Source organism: Oxynema mangrovii CENA135 (assembly GCF_016632315.1).
Taxonomy (GTDB): domain Bacteria; phylum Cyanobacteriota; class Cyanobacteriia; order Cyanobacteriales; family Laspinemataceae; genus Oxynema; species Oxynema aestuarii.
Genome location: NZ_JAEOXH010000002.1, coordinates 1,044,600 through 1,066,923, shown reverse-complemented (window position 1 = coordinate 1,066,923; position 22,324 = coordinate 1,044,600). Strand labels below are relative to the sequence as shown.

The 22,324-nt window shown below is 53.4% G+C and carries 19 protein-coding genes and 1 CRISPR repeat array; of the genes, 11 read left to right on the top strand and 8 right to left on the bottom strand.

Features of this window, described 5'->3' with window-relative positions:
* Positions 1–51: 51 nt before the first annotated feature.
* Positions 52–1,137: an undecaprenyldiphospho-muramoylpentapeptide beta-N-acetylglucosaminyltransferase gene (gene murG, locus JJD41_RS18315; protein ID WP_200668932.1), complete on the bottom strand. Its 1,086-nt coding sequence runs from the start codon at positions 1,135–1,137 to the stop codon at positions 52–54.
* Between the two features lie 284 nt (positions 1,138–1,421).
* On the opposite strand from murG, the gene JJD41_RS18310 reads away from it, so the two are divergent.
* Positions 1,422–2,312: a nuclear transport factor 2 family protein gene (locus JJD41_RS18310; RefSeq protein WP_200668931.1), complete on the top strand. Its 891-nt coding sequence runs from the start codon at positions 1,422–1,424 to the stop codon at positions 2,310–2,312.
* 45 nt (positions 2,313–2,357) lie between these two features.
* Here JJD41_RS18310 and JJD41_RS18305 read toward each other — a convergent pair whose 3' ends face one another.
* On the bottom strand, positions 2,358–2,846 hold the full coding sequence (locus tag JJD41_RS18305; protein WP_200668930.1) for a GtrA family protein: 489 nt from the start codon (positions 2,844–2,846) through the stop codon (positions 2,358–2,360).
* A gap of 21 nt (positions 2,847–2,867) precedes the next feature.
* Complete coding sequence (locus JJD41_RS18300) at positions 2,868–3,050, bottom strand: hypothetical protein (RefSeq protein WP_200668929.1); 183 nt, start codon at positions 3,048–3,050, stop codon at positions 2,868–2,870.
* Positions 3,051–3,070: 20 nt separating this feature from the next.
* Here JJD41_RS18300 and JJD41_RS18295 point away from each other — a divergent pair, with 20 nt between their 5' ends.
* The 5 genes from JJD41_RS18295 (at position 3,071) to JJD41_RS18275 (ending at position 10,263) form a co-directional block, all read left to right on the top strand.
* A complete protein-coding gene (locus tag JJD41_RS18295) occupies positions 3,071–3,211 on the top strand; it encodes a hypothetical protein (RefSeq protein ID WP_200668928.1) in 141 nt (46 codons plus the stop codon).
* A gap of 261 nt (positions 3,212–3,472) precedes the next feature.
* Positions 3,473–6,052: a diguanylate cyclase domain-containing protein gene (locus tag JJD41_RS18290; protein WP_200668927.1), complete on the top strand. Its 2,580-nt coding sequence runs from the start codon at positions 3,473–3,475 to the stop codon at positions 6,050–6,052.
* Between the two features lie 607 nt (positions 6,053–6,659).
* A complete protein-coding gene (sir, locus tag JJD41_RS18285; RefSeq protein ID WP_200668926.1) occupies positions 6,660–8,612 on the top strand; it encodes a sulfite reductase, ferredoxin dependent in 1,953 nt (650 codons plus the stop codon).
* 85 nt (positions 8,613–8,697) lie between these two features.
* Positions 8,698–9,402, top strand: coding sequence for a 16S rRNA (uracil(1498)-N(3))-methyltransferase (locus JJD41_RS18280; RefSeq protein WP_200668925.1), 705 nt, complete (start codon positions 8,698–8,700; stop codon positions 9,400–9,402).
* Positions 9,403–9,447: 45 nt separating this feature from the next.
* Complete coding sequence (locus JJD41_RS18275; RefSeq protein WP_200668924.1) at positions 9,448–10,263, top strand: endonuclease/exonuclease/phosphatase family protein; 816 nt, start codon at positions 9,448–9,450, stop codon at positions 10,261–10,263.
* Between the two features lie 23 nt (positions 10,264–10,286).
* On the opposite strand, the gene JJD41_RS18270 is transcribed toward JJD41_RS18275, so the two are convergent.
* The 3 genes from JJD41_RS18270 to JJD41_RS18260 all read right to left on the bottom strand — a co-directional run bounded on the left by JJD41_RS18270 (position 10,287) and on the right by JJD41_RS18260 (position 15,326).
* Entirely contained in the window at positions 10,287–13,118 is a 2,832-nt protein-coding gene (locus JJD41_RS18270) for a response regulator (RefSeq protein ID WP_200668923.1), read from the bottom strand.
* A gap of 424 nt (positions 13,119–13,542) precedes the next feature.
* Entirely contained in the window at positions 13,543–14,739 is a 1,197-nt protein-coding gene (tnpB, locus tag JJD41_RS18265; RefSeq protein ID WP_200668922.1) for an IS200/IS605 family element RNA-guided endonuclease TnpB, read from the bottom strand.
* A 341-nt stretch (positions 14,740–15,080) separates the two neighbouring features.
* Entirely contained in the window at positions 15,081–15,326 is a 246-nt protein-coding gene (locus JJD41_RS18260) for a hypothetical protein (protein WP_200668921.1), read from the bottom strand.
* 67 nt (positions 15,327–15,393) lie between these two features.
* Between JJD41_RS18260 and atpC the strand changes: the two genes are divergently transcribed.
* On the top strand, positions 15,394–15,888 hold the full coding sequence (gene atpC / locus JJD41_RS18255; RefSeq protein WP_200668920.1) for an ATP synthase F1 subunit epsilon: 495 nt from the start codon (positions 15,394–15,396) through the stop codon (positions 15,886–15,888).
* Positions 15,889–16,044: 156 nt separating this feature from the next.
* Positions 16,045–16,134: a helix-turn-helix domain-containing protein gene (locus JJD41_RS18250; protein ID WP_200668919.1), complete on the top strand. Its 90-nt coding sequence runs from the start codon at positions 16,045–16,047 to the stop codon at positions 16,132–16,134.
* A 621-nt stretch (positions 16,135–16,755) separates the two neighbouring features.
* A CRISPR array of direct repeats spans positions 16,756–19,240; the repeat unit is 37 nt; unit sequence CTCGAAATTCCCTAAAATCCCTTTGAGGGATTGAAAC.
* A 76-nt stretch (positions 19,241–19,316) separates the two neighbouring features.
* Here the strand turns inward: JJD41_RS18250 and JJD41_RS18245 are convergent.
* Both JJD41_RS18245 and JJD41_RS18240 read right to left on the bottom strand, forming a co-directional pair.
* Complete coding sequence (locus JJD41_RS18245; protein ID WP_200668918.1) at positions 19,317–20,012, bottom strand: 2,3-bisphosphoglycerate-dependent phosphoglycerate mutase; 696 nt, start codon at positions 20,010–20,012, stop codon at positions 19,317–19,319.
* Between the two features lie 105 nt (positions 20,013–20,117).
* Positions 20,118–20,336 (bottom strand): hypothetical protein, encoded by a 219-nt coding sequence (locus JJD41_RS18240; protein ID WP_200668917.1) that lies wholly within the window; start codon positions 20,334–20,336, stop codon positions 20,118–20,120.
* A gap of 206 nt (positions 20,337–20,542) precedes the next feature.
* Between JJD41_RS18240 and JJD41_RS18235 the strand changes: the two genes are divergently transcribed.
* From JJD41_RS18235 to JJD41_RS18225, 3 genes are all read left to right on the top strand, one after another.
* Positions 20,543–20,986 carry a cupin domain-containing protein gene (locus JJD41_RS18235; protein ID WP_200668916.1) on the top strand — a complete coding sequence of 148 codons (444 nt, stop codon included), beginning with the start codon at positions 20,543–20,545 and terminating at the stop codon, positions 20,984–20,986.
* A 16-nt stretch (positions 20,987–21,002) separates the two neighbouring features.
* The gene (locus tag JJD41_RS18230) at positions 21,003–21,233 is read left to right on the top strand and encodes a DUF167 domain-containing protein (protein WP_200668915.1); all 231 of its coding nucleotides are present in this window, start codon (positions 21,003–21,005) and stop codon (positions 21,231–21,233) included.
* A gap of 151 nt (positions 21,234–21,384) precedes the next feature.
* The gene (locus tag JJD41_RS18225) at positions 21,385–22,203 is read left to right on the top strand and encodes an ABC transporter permease (RefSeq protein ID WP_168568898.1); all 819 of its coding nucleotides are present in this window, start codon (positions 21,385–21,387) and stop codon (positions 22,201–22,203) included.
* Positions 22,204–22,324 lie beyond the last annotated feature (121 nt).

Genomic DNA, 22,324 nt, shown 5'->3' with positions numbered 1-22,324 from the left:
GGCGATCGCCCAATGTTTCCCAATAGTTAGTCCCAATACTTAGAGCGTCATTTAGAGGGCCGAAGATCGGGCGGCCTTTTCCAGGGAATCGCGCACCAGCTTGGCGAGGCGATCGCTGCTGTCGGGAACGGCCAATTTCCCGGCGTTTTCGCTCATTTCCACCAAGATTTGCGGCTGGTTCAACCATTGCAACACTTGCGCTTTTAACGTGTCCGCCGTCAATTCCGCTTGAGGGTAAACCACGGCGGCTCCGGCTTTAGCAAATCCGGCGGCATTGATCGATTGATGGTCTTCCGCCGCAAAGGGAAAGGGAATCAGCACCGAGGGAGTGCGCGTCACCGCTAATTCGGTCAGGGTTCCGGCGCCAGCGCGAGAAATAGCTAAATTCGCCCGTTGAAATAAGCCCGCCATATTGTCGTAAAACGGGAGGGAAAGATAGTGAGGATGCTCGAAACTGTTGGCGTCCGGGTCGTTTTCTCCGGTTTGATGGACGATCCAAGCCCCCGCATCGAGCCAAGCGCTGGCGCACTGGCGCACCAGTTGGTTGACGGCGACGGCCCCTTGAGATCCGCCGACGACAGCGATTAAGGGGACCTCTGGGGGGATCGGTAAATCGAGGGGAGTGGGGGTTAAAAAGGGGTGGCGCACGGGGGTACCGACCCAGACGACGCGGGCGCCTTGTAAGTAAGAGCGAGCGTGTTGGAAGCCGACGGCGACGACTTCGCACCAGCGACTGAACCAGCGCGTCACTTTGCCGGGTAAGGCGTTGGATTCGTGGAGGATGACGGGTAAGCCGAGGGAACGCGCGGCGAGGATGGCGGGTGCGGCGATGTAACCGCCTGTGGTGAAGACGCCGTTAAAGTGACCGCGTTGGAGCAAGCGACGGACTTGGAAGGTGGAGGTGACGAGGCGAGCTAGGATTTTGAAGGTTCCGAGTCCGAGGCGGGTTTGAAAGCCTTCGACGGCGATCGTGTGGAGGGGATAGCGATCGCCGATCAATTGGGTTTCCATGCGGTGGGGGACGCCGAGCCATTCGATCTGATAGTCGCTCAGTTGCTCGGCAGTGGCGATCGCCGGAAATAAATGACCGCCCGTACCACTGGCGGCAATTAACAGTTTAATCGGTTGGTTGCTCAAGATTCGGGAGTTCTCCTAGGGCTGAAATGCAGTTGAATTGAGATCGTATCGTCAAGGTGAGAAGAGTTCGGGGGGCGATCGCCACCCACGCACTCCCACTGTAAAAGCGAGAGAACCGGAAAATCAAGAGCGATCGCGGTGGCGGAATTTTGCGGACTTCAGAGAGATTTTGCTATGTTTTGCAAGGAATTTGGGGTAGGGACGGTGAAGAGATCCCATAGGATCGGTTGAAATCGCCCAGGCGATCGCCGATCTGGCCTTCTGTAGTTTTGACACGAGTTGCGATGCGTAATTTCCCCCCTATTCCGGCTCTGAGCCTCACCGTGCGCGATCTCGGCCCGATCGCGCGATCGCCCGTTTTGCGTTGGCTGCGCTGCCGCTCGCTCGCTTCCGTACTGTTGAGCGCGACCTTGTGGACCGCAGGGGGAATCGGGCCGCACGCGATCGCCGCCGCCTCCCAACAGCAAGTTCCGCCGACGGTGACCAACTTAATCCGGCAAATCGACGGGGCCGCCAACCGTCAGGATCTCGGCAGTTTGTTGCAATTTTACAGCCCGCGCTTCACCCATTCCGACGGCTTGACCCGGGAGACCCTCGCCGCCGCTCTCACTCGCTTGTGGGAACGTTACCCAGACCTGGACTACCGCACCCGGGTCGAATCCTGGGAAGCAGTGGATAACGGCTTTGAGGTGGAAACGGTGACGGAGATCGAGGGAACGGGGATCTCGAGCGATCGCGCCGTGCGCCTGAGAGCCACCTTGCGATCGCGCCAGCGCTACGAAAACGGGCAAATGGTGCGCCAAGATCTGCTCGCGGAGAATACCGAGGTCACCTCCGGGGACAATCCCCCCGAGGTCAAAGTCAATTTACCCGACGAAGTGCGCGTCGGCGGACGCTATAACTTTGACGCGATCGTCTTGGAACCGTTACGCGACGATTTGCTGTTAGGATATGCGATCGACGAACCCGCGCGGGCCGATCGCCTCTTAAACCCCTCTGAAGTGCAATTACAACCCCTGGCGGCGGGGGGGATTTTCAAAGTCGGTCGAGCCGGGGCGATCGAAGATAGTCTCTGGATTTCCGCCGCCTTGTTCCGTCACGACGGTTTGAGTTTGATCACCCGCCGCCTGCGTATTCTCGATCGCGGCGATCGCAACAGTCATTTGCCCTTCTAACAGACTCGGCGATCGAAGGGGCGATCGATCGTCGCGCCGATCCCCTTACCAGCGCCCCTTTCGCAAGCGTCCGAACCATAGATAGCCGCGCCGTCGAGCCGTTCTGAATCGGCGCGATCGACCGAAAACCATGTATTTGCTACCGGGATAAATCCAAAAGGCAAACACTAAAAACTTCGACGTCAACCAGGCAGTTTCTTCGATGTCGAGCAAATAGGTCGCCAATAACGTCGTCAAGGTCGAGTGTAGGACGAGGGCGCTTCCGGAGACGATCGCATAACGAAAAGCCGCTTCGAGTAAATTGCGCTCGAAGCGAGCAAATACCCAAAAACGGCAAAGGCTAAAGTGAAAAATTCCCCCCGCCAGGGAGCCGAAGACGGCCCCTCGCGGAACTGGAAGCTCGAACAGCCTGACGAACAGCGAAAAAACGATAAAATCTAGAGCCGTGGCTAAAAAAGAGGCCACGCTCAATTTGCTCATATCCTGCAGGTGGCTGCGGAGCGCTCTAAAAACACTCGATTTAATAAATTCCATAGTTACACGAACTCCCCCGTCTCAAATTAGCAGGGCTTGTGGGTTATCTTCACTCCTTGTCGCTCGAATCCATTCCCATCCCAGCCATGACGAGCGATCGGCGGGCGACGGGTAAAGCACTCCTGAAATCGTCAACCCGTCATTGCTGGCGATCGCGCGCCGATCGCCGAGGCTCGGGCTTTCTTTTATTGAGTGGGTTTTCAAGGCCAGTCAGGAGCATCATTATGCCAGTTGCCCAACTGGACCGTCAAAAAGGGCGATCGCCCACCGGGGTCGGAATCGGCTCTGGGTCGATCCACGATCGGCCAACCGCGCGAAGATCGCGACGCCGCCAATCCCTCAAACCCTTAACCACGAACGCCTAGACCCGTCCCTCGGCAGGGAGACTCTAACTGCATGGTAGCCCATACCCACCTGTAGCCATCGGCTGTCTTGGGTGATAATTCTTTAAGGAGCCTCAAGTTCGTCGGCCAGCGATCGCGCTCCATCATCGATCGGCCCGTCTCGAACCGCATCTCGTCCAGCGCAGTCGGACCGTACCAATCCAGCAGAGACTATGGCAATTCGTAGCCGTACCTAGCCAGTCTCCAGTCAGCCAGTAGCATCAGGGAATGGGGGCAATACGCATGAATATCGAGCGCCGATCTGACCCATCGTGGTTTGACGCTAAAGTCAAAGGAAAATCCGATCCGTCGCGTTCGCGCGGCGACTCCCCGGGAGGAGCGAACACTCAGTGCACGTCCGGACAAGCAGGGTGCGAGTACAACGGGAGCGAACGAGAACGAGAATGCGCCGAACTGCGCGAACAACTCGCCCGGACTACGGCCCAACTCGAACAATACCGCAATTATTACGAACAATTGCCCGGTTTTTACTTCAGTCTGACCTCGGAGGCGATCCTCGAGCAAGTCAGTGCGTTTGCGGCGCGACAACTGGGATATTCGCGCGATCGCCTGCAAGGTCAACCCTTCGCTACCCTCTTGGACGGTCCGCAAGAAGTCCGAGCCTTCCGCCAGTGGTGGACGGGCGCCGATTGGCAGCATCGCACCGATACGGAGCAAATCCACGCGCGCGAAGTCACCCTTCAACGCGCCGACGGTTCGCCCTTATTTTTGCGCCTCAGCATCCGCACTGTCCCCGCACTTCCCCCGGGAGACGGTCGAGGGTCGAGGACGTTTCCCCATCCCCCGAACGAACCGGAACGAGTGTTGCTCGTCGGCGAAGACATTGGCGATCTCAAACAAGCGCTCAAACATTTGGAACAACAGCGTCAATTCGGGACCCAATTGCTCGAAGCGACTGATGTTTTAGTGCGCAATTTCGTCTCTACAGTCCTCGATACCGCCAATTCTTTAGTGGTGGTGCTCGATCGCGAGGCGCGGATTATGAGCTGCAATCTCGCCTGCGAGAAGACGACGGGCTACCGCTTCGAGCAAATGAGCAATCGACGGGTGGCGGAGTTGTTTTTAATTCCCGAAGAGGTGGAAGCGTTCCAAACGGTTTTAGCGCAATTGAGTTCGGGAACCGGGCCGAATCACCACGAAAATCGCTGGTTGACCCGGGATGGCGAGTTACGGACGATCGCCTGGTCGAATACGGCGATTTTTGAGGAAGATAGCGATCGCGTCAAATACATTATCTGTACCGGGATCGACATTACCGAACGCCGCCAAGCGGAACAAGCCCTGCGCCAAAGCGAGGAACGCTTGCGAACCCAGTACAAGCACATCCCGATTCCGACTTTAACCTGGCAGTGCGTCGGCAATGAGTTTTTCTTGATCGACTACAACGATGCGGCGTTGGCGATGACCGGGGGCTGTGTGGCGCGCCTGTTGGGAAAAAGCGCACGCTGCATGTATGCGGACTGTCGGGAGTTGGTCGAGGAGTTAAGCTGTTGTTTTCGGGAACGACGCACGATTAAAAGCGAACGGTTTTATCGCTTTTGCGCGACCGCCGAACCGAAACATTTCGCGATCGTTTACGTGTTCGTGGCGCCGGATATGGTGATGGTCCATACCGAGGATATTACCGAACGCAAACAGTTGATGGGGGCGTTGCAACGACAGGCCCGACGGGAACGTCTGGTGGGGGTGATTCAAGGACGGATCCGCCAGTCCCTCGATCTCGATCGCATTCTGGCGACGACGGCGAAGGAGGTGCGCCGTTTCTTGCAAGTGCAACGGGTCGCCATTTACCGGGTCTCCCCTCCCCTCACGGAAGGCGGTTCTCGGGATTTGGGTTTTGTGGTGGAATCGCGCACGTCGGGGGTTCCGTCCCTGCGGGACCAATCTTTGGACTGGCGCTGGTTCGACCCGGAACGGGAGTGTGCTGGCGACGGCTTACCCGTGCGCGCGATCGCCGATCTCGAAACGGCGGATCTCCCCTCGGCGGCGATCGCGCGCCTGCAAGCTTTGGGAATTCGCGCTCACCTGCAAGTCCCGATCTGGATTCGCGAACGTTCCGGGGTCGCCCCCGAGTCCGATCGCCCTCTGGAAGGGGGAGACCGTCTCGAACTCTGGGGGTGGCTGTGGGTCGATCGCTGTTCGGCCCCGGGTCCGTGGGAGGCGCCGGATATCGATTTCGTCGAACAAATTGCCGGAGAATTGGCGATCGCCATCCAACAAGCGCTCCTCTATCGCCAACTCCAACTCGCCAATCAGGAGTTGGAACATTTAGCCAGTCTCGACGCCCTCACCGGATTGGCGAATCGCCGTCATTTTGATGCCTATCTCAATCGCGAGTGGCAGCGACTGGCGGCGGCAGGAGTACCGCTTTCGTTGATTCTGTGCGATATCGATTATTTCAAGGCTTATAATGATACTTACGGCCACTTGGCGGGCGATCGCACGTTGCGCGAGGTCGCCGATGCCTTGCGCTCTACGTTGCGCGAGGGCGAGCTCGGGGCGCGCTACGGCGGCGAAGAATTTGCCCTGATCCTACCCCATACGGGCGCTGAAGACGCGATGAGAGTGGCTCAAACCGTGCGATCGCGCATCCATACGTTGGCGATCGCCCACAAAGCCTCGTCTCTCGGCCAAATCGTCACCCTCAGCTTGGGGGTCGCCACTCGGGTTCCTTCGGCGAACTTGTCTCCCGCTTCCCTGATTGCGGCGGCGGATGACGCCCTCTACAGCGCTAAAGCCCTGGGACGCGATCGCGCCATCTTCCACAATTCCATCGGTCCTCCCCCGCGCCATTCCCCTTAATCGGATCGGTCACTCCGGAAACTTTAATAATTTTTTATAATCCGCCTGTCGTTGTCGGCGATCGCGCCTCAATCCCCACCCCTTGCGGCGATCCGGGTCTCTCTCCCCCCCGACTCGACCCTATGGGGTCGGCCTGACTCGCTCCCTCCGAGTTGCCGCCCTGATTTTGCATAAACTTTGCATTTTATATTCTGGTATCGGCGATCGCGGTGTTGCTTAAATAGAGATCGAATGGCTGAGAAAATGAGTTTAAACGAGTTTTTTTTAAAAAAAACAAGTTAAAAACCTCAAAAAATTAATTTTCTCCTCTAAAATCACTCTTTTCAAGCAGAAAAAATTTTCTCGACGGGTTCCTCTTTTTCGAGTAAAACAGGCAGATATAATACAATTTGCTCCTTAAAAGGGACGGCGATCGCCCACGTCTCGCCCTCGAACTCCCAGCATGATTACTCAAGATCGACCCCTCGCCGACCTCAGACCCTGGATCCCAATTTTGGGCGCCATCCCGTAAATTAGGATAGGCAATGATAAGATCGCAGGGAAAGACCACAATCCCGAGCGGATTATCGGTGATACTGTTGACTTCCCTATTGTATAGCGCATGACGATGCTGACATCTCCAACTCCCTCCGTTCCTACAGGCAAAACATCTAAACTTGAAGGTATTAAAGAACGCAGTAACTTCCTGCGCGAACCCCTCGCTACAGAACTGCTAGAGGATACCACGCACTTTAGCGGTGACGGGGTGCAAATTCTTAAATTTCACGGGTCTTACCAACAAGACAACCGAGATAATCGGGTCAAAGGGCAAGAAAAAGACTATCAATTCATGTTGCGTACCCGGTCTCCGGGAGGCTTGATTCCGCCCCAACTGTATTTAGCCCTCGATCGCATCTCCGAAGAATACGGCAATCAAACCCTGCGCGCCACCACCCGTCAGGGCTTCCAACTCCACGGCATTTTAAAGAAAAACCTGAAAGCGGCGATCGCGGCGATCGTCCAAAACATGGGATCCACCCTCGGCGCCTGCGGCGACCTCAACCGCAACGTCATGGCGCCGCCCGCCCCGTACAAAAATCGGCCAGATTACACCCTGGCGTGGCAGTACGCCGACAACATCGCCGACCTGCTCACCCCGCAAACGGGCGCCTATTACGAAATTTGGCTCGACGGCGAAAAAGCCATTAGCGCCCAAGAAGACCCCGCCGTAGTCGCCGCCCGCCAGCGCAACGGTAACGGCACCATTTTCCAGGATAAAGAAGAACCGATCTACGGCACCCACTACATGCCGCGTAAATTCAAGTGCGCCGTTACGGTTCCCGGCGATAACTCCGTCGATCTGTTTTCCCAAGATGTAAGCTTGGTGGTCATTACCGACGAGGCGGGGGAACTGCAAGGCTTCAACGTCTACGCGGGCGGCGGGATGGGCCGCACCCACAATAAAGAAGAAACCTTCGCCCGGGTCGCCGACCCCATCGGCTACGTCAGCAAAGACGACGTTTACGATCTGGTCAAAGCGATTGTCTCCACCCAACGGGATTACGGCGATCGCGTCAACCGCCGTCACGCCCGGATGAAGTACCTAATTCACGATTGGGGGGTCGAGAAATTCCGCGCCTCGGTCGAGGGCTATTTCGGCAAGGCGATCGAACCGCTCAAACCCTTACCCCCGTTTAAATACGAGGACTATCTCGGCTGGCACGAACAAGGAGACGGCAATCTCTTTGTCGGCTTGTCGATCCAAAACGGTCGGGTTTGGGATCGAGATAGCCTACAGTTGCGAACCGCCTTGCGCGAGATCGTCACTCGCTACAACGTGCCGATGCGGGTCACCGCCAGCCAAAATATTATCCTCTACGAGATCCAACCCGCATGGCAACGGGAAATTCAGGAGATTCTGACGCGCTGCGGCATTCAGTCGGAAACGGATATCGACCCGTTAGAGCGCTATTCGATGGCTTGTCCGGCGCTGCCCACCTGCGGTTTGGCGATTACCGAGTCCGAACGGATTTTACCGTCGATTCTCGATCGCGTGCGGGCGGTGCTCGATAAAGTCGGCTTGTCCGAGGAACATTTCGTGATTCGGATGACCGGATGTCCCAACGGTTGCGCCCGTCCGTATTTGGCAGAAATGGGGTTTGTGGGGAAATCACCCAATGCTTATCAACTCTGGTTGGGGGCCGATCCGAACCAAACGCGCTTATCCCGGGTGTATTTGGAAAAATTAGAGATCGACAATCTCGAAGCGACCCTCGAACCGTTGTTTGTTTATTTCAAACAGGAACAAGCCAGCCGTCCCCAACGGGAGAGCTTTGGCGATTTTTGCGATCGCGTCGGCTTCGAGGCATTGCGTCAGTTTGCGGCGAGTTATGCCACGGGTTCGGCGACGGCGCCCGCGACGGAGAAGTCAGCCAAGCGTCCCCCCCGCCGCCGCATTAACGTCCGTGACGAGGTTTACCAACAAGTCAAGGTGGAAGCCAAGCGTCAGGGCCGACCGATGAGCGAGTTGGCGAGTGAGGCGATCGCGGCGTACTTGGAAGGGCTGAAGTCTCACGGTTAGTTCTATAGACGTTAGCGCGATTCTGCTCGGCAGAATCGCGACCGCCGAGCCCGAGGCGCGTTTGAACGAGGTAAGTTTTGGATCTATGCAACGAGTGGTTATCGATCCCTCGCAAATCGACGGGGGTAGGGTCCGCCTCGATCGCGAGCAAAGTCATTATTTATACCGAGTGTTGCGCTTGCACGGGGGCGATCGCTTTATCGCGATTGACGGCGGCGGTCGCTGGTGGCTGGCGCAGTTGTGCGCCGAAGCCCAAGCGGAGTTACTCGAAGAAATGGCCGTGTCTACGGAATTGCCGATCGCGGTAACGGCGATCGTGGGGTTGCCGAAGAGTGGTTTTGACGAGATCGTGCGACAGACCACGGAGTTAGGGGTGACGACGATCGCCCCGGTGACGAGCGATCGCACGTTGTTGCGTCCGAGTCGGCAGAAGTTGGAGCGTTGGCGGCGGATCGTCAAAGAAGCTGCCGAACAGTCGGAACGGCAGATCGTACCGGACTTGCGCGATCCCGTGCCGTGGGACGCGGCGATTGCTGCGGTGGGGGAGGCGCGCCGTTATCTCTGCGTGGCGCGGGGGGACGACGTGCCGCACTTGTGCGAGAGTCTGCGCGTTAGTTCCGGGGAAGCGGTGGCGATCGCCACCGGACCCGAGGGCGGCTGGACGCCTGCGGAGGTGGAACGGGCGATCGCCGCCGGGTTTCAACCCGTGTCCCTGGGTCGTCGGATCCTGCGCGCCGTCACTGCCCCGGTGGTCGCCTTATCTATCATTGCGGCAGCTTACGAGGGATAAGGTGGCGATCGCGAACGGCTTTGTTGTATTGAGTGTAGATCGGACATGGCAGCGACGACCCTTAAAATTGCGACGTTTAACCTGCGCTACGACAAACCGGATCCGGGGGATTGCGCCTGGAGTCGGCGGCGGCAGGTCGTGGCGGAATTGATTTTAAGGGAAGCGCCGGAGGCGATCGCCACCCAAGAATTGCTCCCGTCCCAGCGCCACGACCTGCATCGCTTATTGCCGGAGTACGAGAGTATCGGGCGCGATCGCGACGGATCCGGGACGGGAGAATGTTGTGCGATTTTTTATCGGCGATCGCGGCTACATTGTGTCGAACACGGCGATTTTTGGTTGAGCGAAACCCCGGACATTCCCGGCAGCGTCTCCCCCGAGTGGCAAAATCCCCTACCGCGCCTCACGACCTGGGGCCTGTTCCAACCCGCCGAGGGGGACGGGGCGAACGCGAAGGGAGAACCAAGCCGGATCGCCATTTTTAACACCCATCTCGACTACCGCAGCGCGATCGCCCGGGAACGAGGCGCCCGCTTAATTGCCGATCGCCTCGCCCAACTCTCCCCGGACGGGGTGCGGGCGATCGTCGCGGGAGACTTTAACGACGAGGCCCACAGCCGACCGCGCCAGATCTTGGGCCAACCCCTCCCTAACGGCATCCACTTGGAAGACGCGATCGCCGCCTTGAGTCCGGAAGAACAACTGACCTTCCACGACTTTCGCGACCGCCCTTTTGCGGCGATCGATACCCTGTACTGCGATCGCCGCTTCAAATGCCACGGCGTCCGCGTCAACCGCGATCGCCCCCACGGGATCTGGCCCTCGGATCACTTCCCGGTCTGGGTCGAACTGGAAGTTTAACCTGTCTCCAGCCCCTCAATCGCTCAATAAGCCAGCACGCAATTACGTCCCCGATCCTTGGCTTGATACAATGCCTTATCTGCCGTGCGATAGAGAGATTGAATATCCTTGCCATCCTCCGGATATTCGGAAATCCCGGCACTGAAGGTGATGTAAAATCGGTCTTCTGGCGGGCCGACGGATAAATCGTGGTTGACCATCTGCAACACCTGATTTAAGCGCTTGACCCCTTCGTGCTTGGTCATGCCGTACATCCCGACGATAAACTCTTCGCCGCCCCAGCGTGCGACCACATCCTCGCTGCGGAAGGTGCGTAACAGGAGTTTGCCTAATTGTCTCAGAACCGCATCTCCCGTGGCGTGTCCGTAGCGATCGTTAACTTGTTTGAAGCGATCCAAATCTAAAATAGCCAAACAAAGCGGTCGGTCGTGACGTTCCGCTTGATGCAGGTACTTGCCCAACTCTTGAGTAGATTTGCGGCGGTTGGCTACTCCGGTGAGGGCGTCGGTTTCCGCCATATTGCGTAACAGTTGGGTGCGTTCGAGACGGTTGACGATCCGGGTGACCAACTCGGGGCCGACGATCGGCTTGCTCACGTAGTCGTCGGCGCCGGAGGCAAAGACTTGATGGACTGTTTCCGGGTCGGTATGGCCCGTTAAAAAGAGGACGGGTAGACCGCTCCATCGCGGATCGTTGCGAACCACCTGACACAGTTCGATGCCGCTCATGTGGGGCATTTCGACATCTAAAACGATCAAATCCGGGGCGGACAGTTCCAAGGTATCCCAGAAGCGCTGGGGGTCGGAAAGGGCGATCACGCGCATTCCCCACGGTTCGAGGAAGGTTCGCAAAAGCGTCAGGATTTGCGGGTCGTCATCGACGACCATGACTTGGGCTTCCGTGGTGTGGGTGCGCTGCAACACTTGGGTGACCGCTTCCATCACCTGGGAGGGAGGAACGGGTTTTTCTAAAAAGGCGTGTCCGCCGAGGCGGGCGACTTCGAGGCGGTCTTCGACGCTGCCGTGTACGGTGGAGACGAGGACGGGAACCGGGGGAGTGCGGTTGGTGAGTTCTTCGAGGAGTTTGAAGCCTTCTTGCTTGCGGTCTTCTTCGTTGGCGAATCCCGTCCCTAGGGGAATCGCGGCTAATGCCTCCGGCGTCGCGCCGCTATCGGAGGCGCCATCGGGATCTACGGGTAAGGAGATGTCCAAAAGAACTACATCCGGGCGGCGGCGGGCGATCGCCTCGCGCGCTTGTGCGACTTGGCGGGCGACAAAGACTTTCATCCCCCAGCGTCCGGCTTCTTGGGCGATCGGTTCGCTCAGTTCGCGATCGTCATCGACGACGAGCAGAAGCGGGCGATCGTCTTGAGATCCTTTGTTATTACGGTCGTCCTCCCGACGTTTGTCGTCGATTTCGGCGCGCAACTGCACGACTAAATCGGCGAGATAGAGGGCTTTTTCTTCGGGAATGTCGGCACAATCTAACAATTGTTCGACTTGGCGGGCGAGTTGGGATCCTTCGTTAAAGCCGAAGGTTCCTAAAGATCCGACCAGTTTGTGGGCTTCGTGCTGGGCGCTTTGGCGTAGTTCGTTGTCGAGGTGGCCTTTTTTAAGGGCGATCGCCGCTTTTTCGACGACGGTGACGCGATCGCAAATCCGGTCTTTAAACCGTTCCCAAACTTTGGCGACGGCGGCTTGGGTTTGTTGTTTTTGTGCTTCGGTGACGGTGGGGGGATCGTTTAAAGAGAGTTGGAGGGTATCGGCGATCTGGCGCACTAAGGTTTCGCCGTCAACCGGATCGCCGACGAAGGCGATCGCCTCCGATCCCTCGTTCGTCTTGCGCCGATCGCCTTTTTTGGCCTTCGTTTTCCGTTTTTTCCCGGTGGCGGCGATCGCCTCGGTATCGGTACCGTCCGGAACGCAGTAAACGATCGGCAACTTGTCCGTCAGTCCTTTACTTCCCGCCTGTCTGAGGACTTCGACCGCCGCCGGATTGCTCAAGCGATGGGCGATCGTCAATAACGACCAACGTTTTGCCCCCAATTGCTCTAAGGTTTCTTCTCCGGTCTGCACGCTGCAAATTTCGACCTCGGACAGGCGCTGGCGCAATTGTCCGACCAATTCCTCATCCAATCCGGCGACCAACACATCGATCGCCCTCGGGCCTTGGGCTTCCGTCGGCAAGGCCTTGAGACGATACCCCAACCCGTACACGGTCTCGATCAAATCTGCCGGAGCTCCGACCGCTTTTAACTTCTGGCGCAATCCCTTGATATGAGCGCGGATCGTATCTTCTGCCGGAGGTTCTTCAAACGACCATAAATGATCTAAAATCGCGCTGCGGCTGTAGACGCGGTTACTATTACGTAAAAATAATTCTAATAAGCGATATTCCGTGGGAGTGAGGGTGACGGGCTTGCCCCCAAAATGAACCTCGCAGGTACTCGGGTTGAGCTGCAACTGACCCCATTCGAGGACCGGAGGTAACGGCGAGTTTCCCCGACGCAACAAGGCGCGAATCCGGGCGGTCAATTCCGCCAATTTAAATGGTTTGACCATGTAGTCATCGGCTCCTGCATCCAAGCCTTTGACTTTATCTTCGGTAGAATCTTTAGAGGTTACTAACAGAATGGGCATTTGATAGCCCTCGGCGCGCAAGCGGTGGCATAAAGTAATACCATCGACTTTCGGCAACATCAAATCGAGCAGAATTAAATCGTAGGCACACGCTTCTATGAGATTCCAACCGACTTCGCCATCGGTCGCCACATCCACTACGTAGTTTTGCTCGCTTAAGTTGGCTACGAGTGCTTCGGCAATCGGTTCGTCATCCTCGACCAGTAAAATTCTCATCGCGGCTTTATCAATCACAAATTTTTACAAGTTTGAGCGCCCCCACTCAAACCATTTCAAACATTTCTAACATTTCACAATCCCAATGCAGATTGGCGATCGCCCGTTTTCCGGCAAGGAAGGCTTTCACGATCGCCGATCCTCCCTGACAACAGCATAAATTCCTGGGATGGCGTTAGTGCATCTGTTGAGAAGAAACTGCACGATCGCGCGGTGACCCGGGGGGCGATCGCTGTTGGAGATGGAATCAGCTTGTGGGAAAAAAAACGTCCCTCGGCCCTCGGGGGAGAACCGCCGCGATCGACATGCCCGCCTGTTTTAATTGGCGATGGGTAAAGTACGAACCGACCTCTTCGCACTTTCCGATCGCGGGAAAACAATAGGAATACGACAAGAGAAATTCAAGTGAACTACCGCTATTGAATCAAAGATTACAATAGCGGCTTCCCTCTTCACTGGGGACTGCGCTAGATAGAACTGAAGTTCTACCACATCGTCTTACATCCCCTCCAAGGGCAGTAGAGCGAGTTCCTAACTCTAATATCCGTAAGCCTTCATTTTTGAGATTGATGGCGGCATTGATATCCCTGTCATGATGGGTTTGGCAATGTTCGCAAGTCCAGCTCCTCACATCAAGAGACAGGCTTTTGATTTGATTGAGGCATACATGGCAGGTTTTAGAGGAAGGAAAAAATCGATCGACTTCTAGATAAACTTTTCCTTCTGATTCGGCCTTGTACTTTAACATCGTACAAAACATCCCCCAACCGACATCACTAATCGCTTTGGCGAGTTGGTGATTGCGAACCATGCCTTTAACATTGAGATTCTCAACCACAATCACTTGGTTTTCGTTCACTATCTTACGGGATAGCTTGTGGAGAAAATCTTCACGACAGCGACTTATTTTGGCGTGAATCTTGGCAACTTTTACCCGCGATTTATGGCGGTTGTTGCTGCCTTTCCTTTTTCGAGCGTGTTTTTGCTGTTTTCTTTTGAGGTTTCGCGCGTGTTTATTAAAATGCTTGGGATTATTATATTTCGACCCCTCACTGGTAATCGCAAAATCGGTCAGCCCTAAATCAATGCCAATGGCTTTTCCTTCAGTTGAGAGAAGGGGAGGTTCTTTTCTACCCTCTACCAAAACTGAAGCATAATATTTACCATCTGGATTTTTGGAGAGGGTTACAGTTTTGATTTTTCCCTCAAAACTTCGATGCTGACGACAACGCACTAACCCAACTTTAGGCAGTTTGATGTAATTTCCCTCAACCTTAACATTTTGAGGATAACTGATAGATTGCCTTCCCTGCTTGGATTTAAATCGGGGTAATTTTGCCCGGTTCTCAAAGAAGTTTCGATAAGCGGTTGATAAGTTCAACGCCACGACTTGCAAGCATTGGGAATAGACATCTTTTTTGAGCCAAGGGTATTCCTTTTTGAGGGTAGGTAATAATCCCTGAAGATAACCCCTTGATAGACCTTTTCCGGTCGATCGATAAGTCTCTTGGCACAAATTTAACGCATAGTTCCAATACCAACGACAGCAACCAAAGCTCTTGGCTAAAGTCGCTTGTTGCTCGTGGGTTGGATAGATGCGGTATTTGTACGCCTTGAACATTATCGCCGATATAGCCAGACGATCGGATTATCACTGATTTGCCGAAGAGTCGCTTTCATTCCCCGATTCTACCGAAGGTGAATCGGGGAATTCCCGCTCCCATTGTTAAAAATTGTCAAGAGTTCGAGAGTTAAAACCTGTACCTCGATCCTACTTCAGGGGCAAGAGCAACACGTTGAGAAGAGGATTGAGAAAACGATTTAACAATCGTTGTCAGAAGATAGTCAGAAGATAACGAGTCGTTAGGGGGATTTAATATTCATAGTAACTTAGTCCACGCGATCGACTGAATAATATCGATTCAAAAGCGATGCGATTTCCACTCTGGAGATATTCAATTTTTACATAAAGCGCGTGGGGACGAACTGCACCGGGAGGGACGGTGGGGGCGCCTCGTCGATGTCCCCGTCGCGCTCATTTTCAGACCGATCCGGCGATGCTGCGCAGGAACCGCCAACGCGATCGCCGAATGACGGTCCGGTATCTTTGGCAGCAGCGCCATTGCCGGGGATTCGTGCTAGACTCGCTGCGTTTGTCATTGCGTCCGTGCGGAAGAAAGGGCGATCGCCGAGTCTTCGCCATCGCATCGACTTGTTTAGAATCTAGAGGTTTCCCCAGTTATCGGATTGGAGTTTTACCCGATCGCACTAGCTTATGAGTTTAGACGTTCAAGTCATTACCCCATCGCACGTCATTTGGGATGCCCCTTGTGACGAATTAATTTTACCCAGTAAAGACGGCTTGTTGGGTATTTTAAGCGGTCACGCCTCCTTGGTGACCTTCGTGACCGTCGGCGTCCTGCGGATTCGCTTTCAACAGGTCTGGATTCCCGTATTTGTGATGGGAGGACTGGCACAAGTCGAATACGATCGAGTGGTCATTTTGGTCAATGATGCTTGTCGGGGAGATGCGATCGACGTGCAGCAGGCCCAGGACGCTTTGGAAAAAGCTCAAGATCGCCTCACGAAGACTCTAAACCCTAAAGAACGCTGGCGGGCCGAACAATGCCTCAAACAGGCTCAAGCCGAACTGAGTGCCGCACGGGAGTTTCCCCAACCGCTTAAGGTAAGCTTACCGGAAGTCAGCGCAGGCGGGCGATCGCGGGCCAGCCAATTTCCTTTAACTTTTCAGGGGTTCGGGGAGCTATAAATCCCGCGCTGTATGTGAAGCATCAGCGTCGGGAGAGATGGACTAACCTTGAAAAGTCGATTCCCCACCCTATGGGAAGGGCCAAGCCCTACGATGGGGATGAGACCAGCATTTACCAGCAGCTATAGCCTGTAGTCAATTACAGTCATACTGACCATGAACTACACTTACCGAATCTATCCAAATGTCGTACAGCAGACTGAACGGCGATCGTGGCTTGAGACGTGCACAGGCGTATATAACTAAGTTTTGCGCGAACTCAAAGACTGGATTGCTTCGCGTAAGTGTCAGGTTGGAAGTCAGAGAGCATCATTATCCTGAGTGTGGGGATCGAACGCATCGCGATACGCCTTCGGCGTCGCTACGCGAACGTGCTGTAGCAGAGATGGTTTTGCATCGTGGACAAGAAAACGTAGTAACCCAGGGACTCTGGGGAATGGAAAGCGCCTGTCAAGTCGGTCTGTCGGGGGTCTATGACCTAAAATAAGTGGCGTGAAATAAGTGGCGTGGGGCCCGAATACCCAATCGCGTTAGCGTAGCGGTGCATAGCACGGTTGGGAAGCCCGCGCTGTAATCTTTGATTCAGCGTCGGGAGGATGTCACGGAAAGTTGCGATTTGCGCGAGAGGGTAGTTGTATGAGGAAGGCACGACTGAAAATGGACTGGATGGCTGATGGGGTTTGGGTTTCGGGGCTTTTACGGCTTGGGGGGTCTCGCGCAAATGCTGTAATACTGATGGGGTCTGGGTTTCGGGGTTTTCGGTTTGGGGCGGGGGTTGTGCATTTTGGGCGATCGGTGTTATTCTTGGGAGGTCTCGCGCAAATGCACCTTGAAAACTGCATACTGTCAAGGTTCTAGAAGGGGGGCCTCGAAATTCCCTAAAATCCCTTTGAGGGATTGAAACTACTGTGTACCCGTGGGTAACCTCAACCAATACGGCTCGAAATTCCCTAAAATCCCTTTGAGGGATTGAAACTTAAGCATTTTTCAGTACCTGGAACTAAAAGAGCGACTCGAAATTCCCTAAAATCCCTTTGAGGGATTGAAACAGACGGCGGAAAATTCGCTACCGGCGGGGTGGTCGATTATTAAGCTCGAAATTCCCTAAAATCCCTTTGAGGGATTGAAACTGAATTTGCCTCTCAGAATTTCTTCATTATTTCGCCTCGAAATTCCCTAAAATCCCTTTGAGGGATTGAAACTAGATTTCCAACTTCCAGCTCCAGACTTTCATTTCTCGAAATTCCCTAAAATCCCTTTGAGGGATTGAAACACTGAATGGGATGGCTCCAAGGCTGGACTAGCGGAATTGATTCTCGAAATTCCCTAAAATCCCTTTGAGGGATTGAAACATTTAGTTGACTTAGTCCGGGTTGAAATTTTGAACTCGAAATTCCCTAAAATCCCTTTGAGGGATTGAAACAGGTGACAGGAAATTTTCGGAACGGTGATCCTAAACTCGAAATTCCCTAAAATCCCTTTGAGGGATTGAAACTGTGTAAGGGCGTGGTGTGCTTGGATGCGAACGCCTCCCCTCGAAATTCCCTAAAATCCCTTTGAGGGATTGAAACCGAGAAAATGGGGAGGATATCACCCTCCCCATCGGAATCTCGAAATTCCCTAAAATCCCTTTGAGGGATTGAAACCCGGATTTGCCCAAGCGATGGGCAGCCAATTATACTCGAAATTCCCTAAAATCCCTTTGAGGGATTGAAACAATCCAATCATCTGGAGTACTCCAAGAAGACTGAACCTCGAAATTCCCTAAAATCCCTTTGAGGGATTGAAACTTTGGCGAAAAACTTGCTTTCTGCCTTCGCTTCCCTCGAAATTCCCTAAAATCCCTTTGAGGGATTGAAACGGCGTAAGTGAGAACGGCACCGCTCAAGTCGGCGCACTCGAAATTCCCTAAAATCCCTTTGAGGGATTGAAACAATCCAAATTGATGATTACTGCCTGGTCGCGGCTCGAAATTCCCTAAAATCCCTTTGAGGGATTGAAACCGGGATAGGTTGGTACCGACCAGGTTGGTGCCGATAACTCGAAATTCCCTAAAATCCCTTTGAGGGATTGAAACATACGGGATCCAATCTCAACCCGGGATCCAAATCACCCTCGAAATTCCCTAAAATCCCTTTGAGGGATTGAAACCTCATGCTATACTGTGAATGCGTCCCGCCTGAGAAGACTCGAAATTCCCTAAAATCCCTTTGAGGGATTGAAACGGCGCCGCTTAAATTGGCGCCACTCAGAGTGGTACCGCCTCGAAATTCCCTAAAATCCCTTTGAGGGATTGAAACTCCAACTTTTCGCTGAAAGACTTGTGCCTGCCTGCTCGAAATTCCCTAAAATCCCTTTGAGGGATTGAAACGCTAAGGTCGGCGCCCTTTAGGTAGGCGCCCTCTAGTTTCTCGAAATTCCCTAAAATCCCTTTGAGGGATTGAAACGAGGTGTCAGTCGCCGGGATCGGAGAGGGTCATCCCCCCTCCCTCGAAATTCCCTAAAATCCCTTTGAGGGATTGAAACGATGCCGCAAGGCGTTCTATAGCGAGAGACTGCAAATCTCGAAATTCCCTAAAATCCCTTTGAGGGATTGAAACGGTGCGGGATAGGTTGGCGCCTGTCAGGTCTGCGCCTCGAAATTCCCTAAAATCCCTTTGAGGGATTGAAACGGCGAAAGCGGAAAAAGGGGAAAGGCTAGCCATTGTTAAAACTCGAAATTCCCTAAAATCCCTTTGAGGGATTGAAACGCTAAGGACATCGGTGTATTGACAAATGTAGCTACAAAACTACCTCGAAATTCCCTAAAATCCCTTTGAGGGATTGAAACAAGGACTCCGAAGAGTCGAAATCCACCGATCGGCGTAAACTCGAAATTCCCTAAAATCCCTTTGAGGGATTGAAACTACTCCATTAAGGAGTTTGCCTCGTAAGTCGGCACCGCTACTCGAAATTCCCTAAAATCCCTTTGAGGGATTGAAACTAGTTTTATATTAGGTACCGGAGCCAGAGTAAGGCTCGAAATTCCCTAAAATCCCTTTGAGGGATTGAAACACACTGATCGGGTCCATGCAGAAATTCCTCACTATCAGCTCGAAATTCCCTAAAATCCCTTTGAGGGATTGAAACATTCGCTTGAAAAACGGTAAAATCACCCAAACTCCAGCTCGAAATTCCCTAAAATCCCTTTGAGGGATTGAAACGAAGCCAATTGCCATCCCTACGAGGAATTGGCTCCGCCTCGAAATTCCCTAAAATCCCTTTGAGGGATTGAAACGTTTAAATGTAACCGCTTAGAGCTCTCCTCATCTGTGACTCGAAATTCCCTAAAATCCCTTTGAGGGATTGAAACTGCCATCAACGTATTTTTGGTATCGAGAATTGATTTGTAACCGCGATCGATCCGGATCGCGAAGCGAATGGATCGCTCAATTTAAAACTGTTTTCCCGGCGACCTTCCCGGTGTTGTCGATTTCGTAAACTAGAGGCACTCCCGTTTTCAGTTCCAACCCGGGGACTTCTTCGGTGTCGAGACCGTCGAGTTCCATGACGATCGATCGCAGGGAATTGCCGTGGGCGGACACTAACACGTTATCCCCCTGTCTCAGGTGCGTCAAAATGCGATCGCGGAAGAAGGGTAGGGTACGGCGGGCCGTGTCTTCCAAGCTTTCTCCCCCAGGCGGTCGGGTCGCAAACGATCGCCGCCAGCGATGCACCTGTTGTTCGCCGACTTTCTCGGCCATTTTTGCCTTATTGTACCCTTGCAAATCGCCATAGTAGCGCTCGTCGAGGGCCTGAGCGAGAAAAATCGGGATTTCTTCGTCCCGATGCCCTTCGTATTTATCCCAGCCATGCCATTGAGGATCGTCGGCATCGTGCTTGAATACCGGGCTTTTGCCGCCACACAGACCCTCGCTTTCCGTCAGACAGATCGCCGTGGTTTCGATCGCCCGTACCAGCAAGCTGGTAAACGCCACATCGACGACATATTCCCCGAGTTTACTGGCGGCGGCGATCGCTTCCCGGCGCCCGACGCGATCGAGGGGAACGTCCACCCACCCGGTAAAGCGATTCGCTGCATTCCACGTACTTTGACCGTGGCGGATCAAAATCAGTTGAGCCATAGGTGATTAAACTTATTTTCTCACGATTGGGAGCTGCCTTCATTATCCGGCGATCGCCCCTACGGCTTTAACTACCCTCCGATAGAGCTTTGCAAGCTTTTCAGCCTACCCGCGCAACCACGACGCCAAACAGTGCCAAAAGCGATCGCCCCACCACGCCGCTAGCACCCCACACAAGACAGCAGAGGCGATCGTAATCACCATCCCGTCCATTCCCCCGCCAAACACAGCCCAACCGACCAGGGCCCCTGCCAAAGCACCGCAAATAAAGCGAACGATATAAAGCGCGTAATCGGGACGTTTGGGCGGGGTGGGAGAGTTCATGGCACGACGTTGAGGGTTGACTGGCGAGAATTGCTTTTCTAGAGCATTCGCCCTCGATGGTTGCAACCTTTTTCAAAAAAAACTCGATATTGCAGCAATCTATACCATATTTTCGATCGAACTCGTAACGATATTTACAAAGATTTATTAACAAAAGCGTTACGCTGAATCCAGAAACTTTCAAAATCGTTTCAGGACGGTTTCCCATGGGTTTAAACAAACACGTCGAAATTGAAGTTTTAGAATCCATGCAATCCGGCATGGCCCAATTCTATACCCCCCTATCTTGTCACGAAACCATGCTCGTGCAAGTTCCGCCCCGTGCCATTGACGACCTGTTCGTGCATCACTTTCAAACCGATCGCCTGTTGGTCGTGCGCGGCAGTTTTGTGTTAGTAGTGTTACAAAATCGCCAATATCGCTATCTGCCGTTGAGCGATCGCCATCTGACAGTCATTACCATTCCTCCGGGGGTTCCCCACGGGGCGTTAAATTTCAGCGACGAACCCTGTTTAGTCGTCAATGCCGCGATCCGACATGGAAAGGCGATCGAACGCGATTATCGTCCCATGAAACCCCGTTTGGCTTACGATTTAGACGCGGCCAAAGCCGCTTTAGATCGGGAATTGGCAACGGCGATCGGCGCCTGAGTTCTCTCCCAAAATTATGCCCCTGATTAAAGTTAAAGTCAAACCGAATTCCAAACAACAAAAAATCGATCGCGAAGCCGATGGCAGTTTGACCATTCGCTTAAAATCGCCCCCAATTGAAGGAAAAGCGAACGACGAACTCATCAAATTACTGGCGAAAACGTTTAAAGTTCCCAAATCCGCAATTACCATTAAATCCGGTGCAACTTCCCGCAACAAACTCGTCGAATTGCCCGATTTGACTTGAAGGGCGATCGGGTGCAATTTTGACCCGTAAAATTCACGCAAAAGCCAAAACCCCAGAACGTTCTCAGAGATAGAGAGATCGAGCGGCGATCGGTTTTTATGATACATTAAAAAATGTAAACATCCTGAAAATCGTTAACTTATCGAATCTCGTGGAATCGCAACTTTCTCTATCCTCCTCACCCAAATCGATTAAATCATTCATCCAAACCATTTGGGCCGACAGCCTCACCATCTTATGGGGAGACTGGCTGGATTTGCGCGTCAGAATCGTTCAAGTCGCCGCCTCCGGACTCGTCTCTCCCCTCATTTACATTCTCGCCTTCGGCTTGGGATTGGGAAGTACCTTAAAACCGGGGATGGGAAGTGGCAATAGTTATTTAGAATTCATGCTACCGGGAATGGTCGCTCTTTCTTCGATGACTATTGGCTTTGGCGGAACCGTTTTTTCAATTTGTGGCGAACGGTTATTTACGAAAAACTTTGAAGAAATGCTTTTATTGCCGATCCATCCGATCGCCTTACATTTCGGTAAAATGATGGCGGGAATTTTGCGCGGTTTGATGACTTCGGGATCGGTGATTTTAGTGGCTATTTTATTTACCGGGAAAATCTGGAGTTTTCTCAACCCACTGTTTTTACTGATCTTAGTTCTCAACTGCGCCGTTTTTTCTGGTTTGGGCGTCATCGTCGGGTTGAGTGTAAAATCCCTAGAAAGTGTGGGTATTTATAATAACTTTATTATCGTTCCCATGTCTTTTCTCGGCGCGACCTTTTTCGATCCCGCACAACTGCCCAGCGCCTTAAAAAGCGTCGTTTATTTATTACCATTAACTTACACCAGTATCGGATTGCGTGCTGCCGCCTATCAAAGCACTCAATTTCCCTGGTATAGCGTAGCCGTTTTATTGATTCTGGCCGTTATTTTATCGGCGATCGGAGCTTATAAATTTGCCACGCAACAAGATTGAATGACTCTCGAACCATCGCCTTTCTAAAACAAATACAGCAATTGACGCTGTCATGAGAGACAAGAGGCAAAGATCCCGCTAAATCTCCCTTAAAAAAGGAGATTTAGGGGGATCGAAATGT

Coding starts and splice junctions, on each gene's coding strand:
- JJD41_RS18310 (WP_200668931.1), top strand. CDS start 1,422: ATGCGTAATTTCCCCCCTATTCCGGCTCTGAGCCTCACCGTGCGCGAT.
- JJD41_RS18305 (WP_200668930.1), bottom strand. CDS start 2,846: ATGGAATTTATTAAATCGAGTGTTTTTAGAGCGCTCCGCAGCCACCTG.
- JJD41_RS18295 (WP_200668928.1), top strand. CDS start 3,071: ATGCCAGTTGCCCAACTGGACCGTCAAAAAGGGCGATCGCCCACCGGG.
- JJD41_RS18290 (WP_200668927.1), top strand. CDS start 3,473: ATGAATATCGAGCGCCGATCTGACCCATCGTGGTTTGACGCTAAAGTC.
- sir (WP_200668926.1), top strand. CDS start 6,660: ATGCTGACATCTCCAACTCCCTCCGTTCCTACAGGCAAAACATCTAAA.
- JJD41_RS18280 (WP_200668925.1), top strand. CDS start 8,698: ATGCAACGAGTGGTTATCGATCCCTCGCAAATCGACGGGGGTAGGGTC.
- JJD41_RS18275 (WP_200668924.1), top strand. CDS start 9,448: ATGGCAGCGACGACCCTTAAAATTGCGACGTTTAACCTGCGCTACGAC.
- JJD41_RS18270 (WP_200668923.1), bottom strand. CDS start 13,118: ATGAGAATTTTACTGGTCGAGGATGACGAACCGATTGCCGAAGCACTC.
- tnpB (WP_200668922.1), bottom strand. CDS start 14,739: ATGTTCAAGGCGTACAAATACCGCATCTATCCAACCCACGAGCAACAA.
- JJD41_RS18260 (WP_200668921.1), bottom strand. CDS start 15,326: ATGCGATGGCGAAGACTCGGCGATCGCCCTTTCTTCCGCACGGACGCA.
- atpC (WP_200668920.1), top strand. CDS start 15,394: ATGAGTTTAGACGTTCAAGTCATTACCCCATCGCACGTCATTTGGGAT.
- JJD41_RS18250 (WP_200668919.1), top strand. CDS start 16,045: ATGAACTACACTTACCGAATCTATCCAAATGTCGTACAGCAGACTGAA.
- JJD41_RS18245 (WP_200668918.1), bottom strand. CDS start 20,012: ATGGCTCAACTGATTTTGATCCGCCACGGTCAAAGTACGTGGAATGCA.
- JJD41_RS18240 (WP_200668917.1), bottom strand. CDS start 20,336: ATGAACTCTCCCACCCCGCCCAAACGTCCCGATTACGCGCTTTATATC.
- JJD41_RS18235 (WP_200668916.1), top strand. CDS start 20,543: ATGGGTTTAAACAAACACGTCGAAATTGAAGTTTTAGAATCCATGCAA.
- JJD41_RS18230 (WP_200668915.1), top strand. CDS start 21,003: ATGCCCCTGATTAAAGTTAAAGTCAAACCGAATTCCAAACAACAAAAA.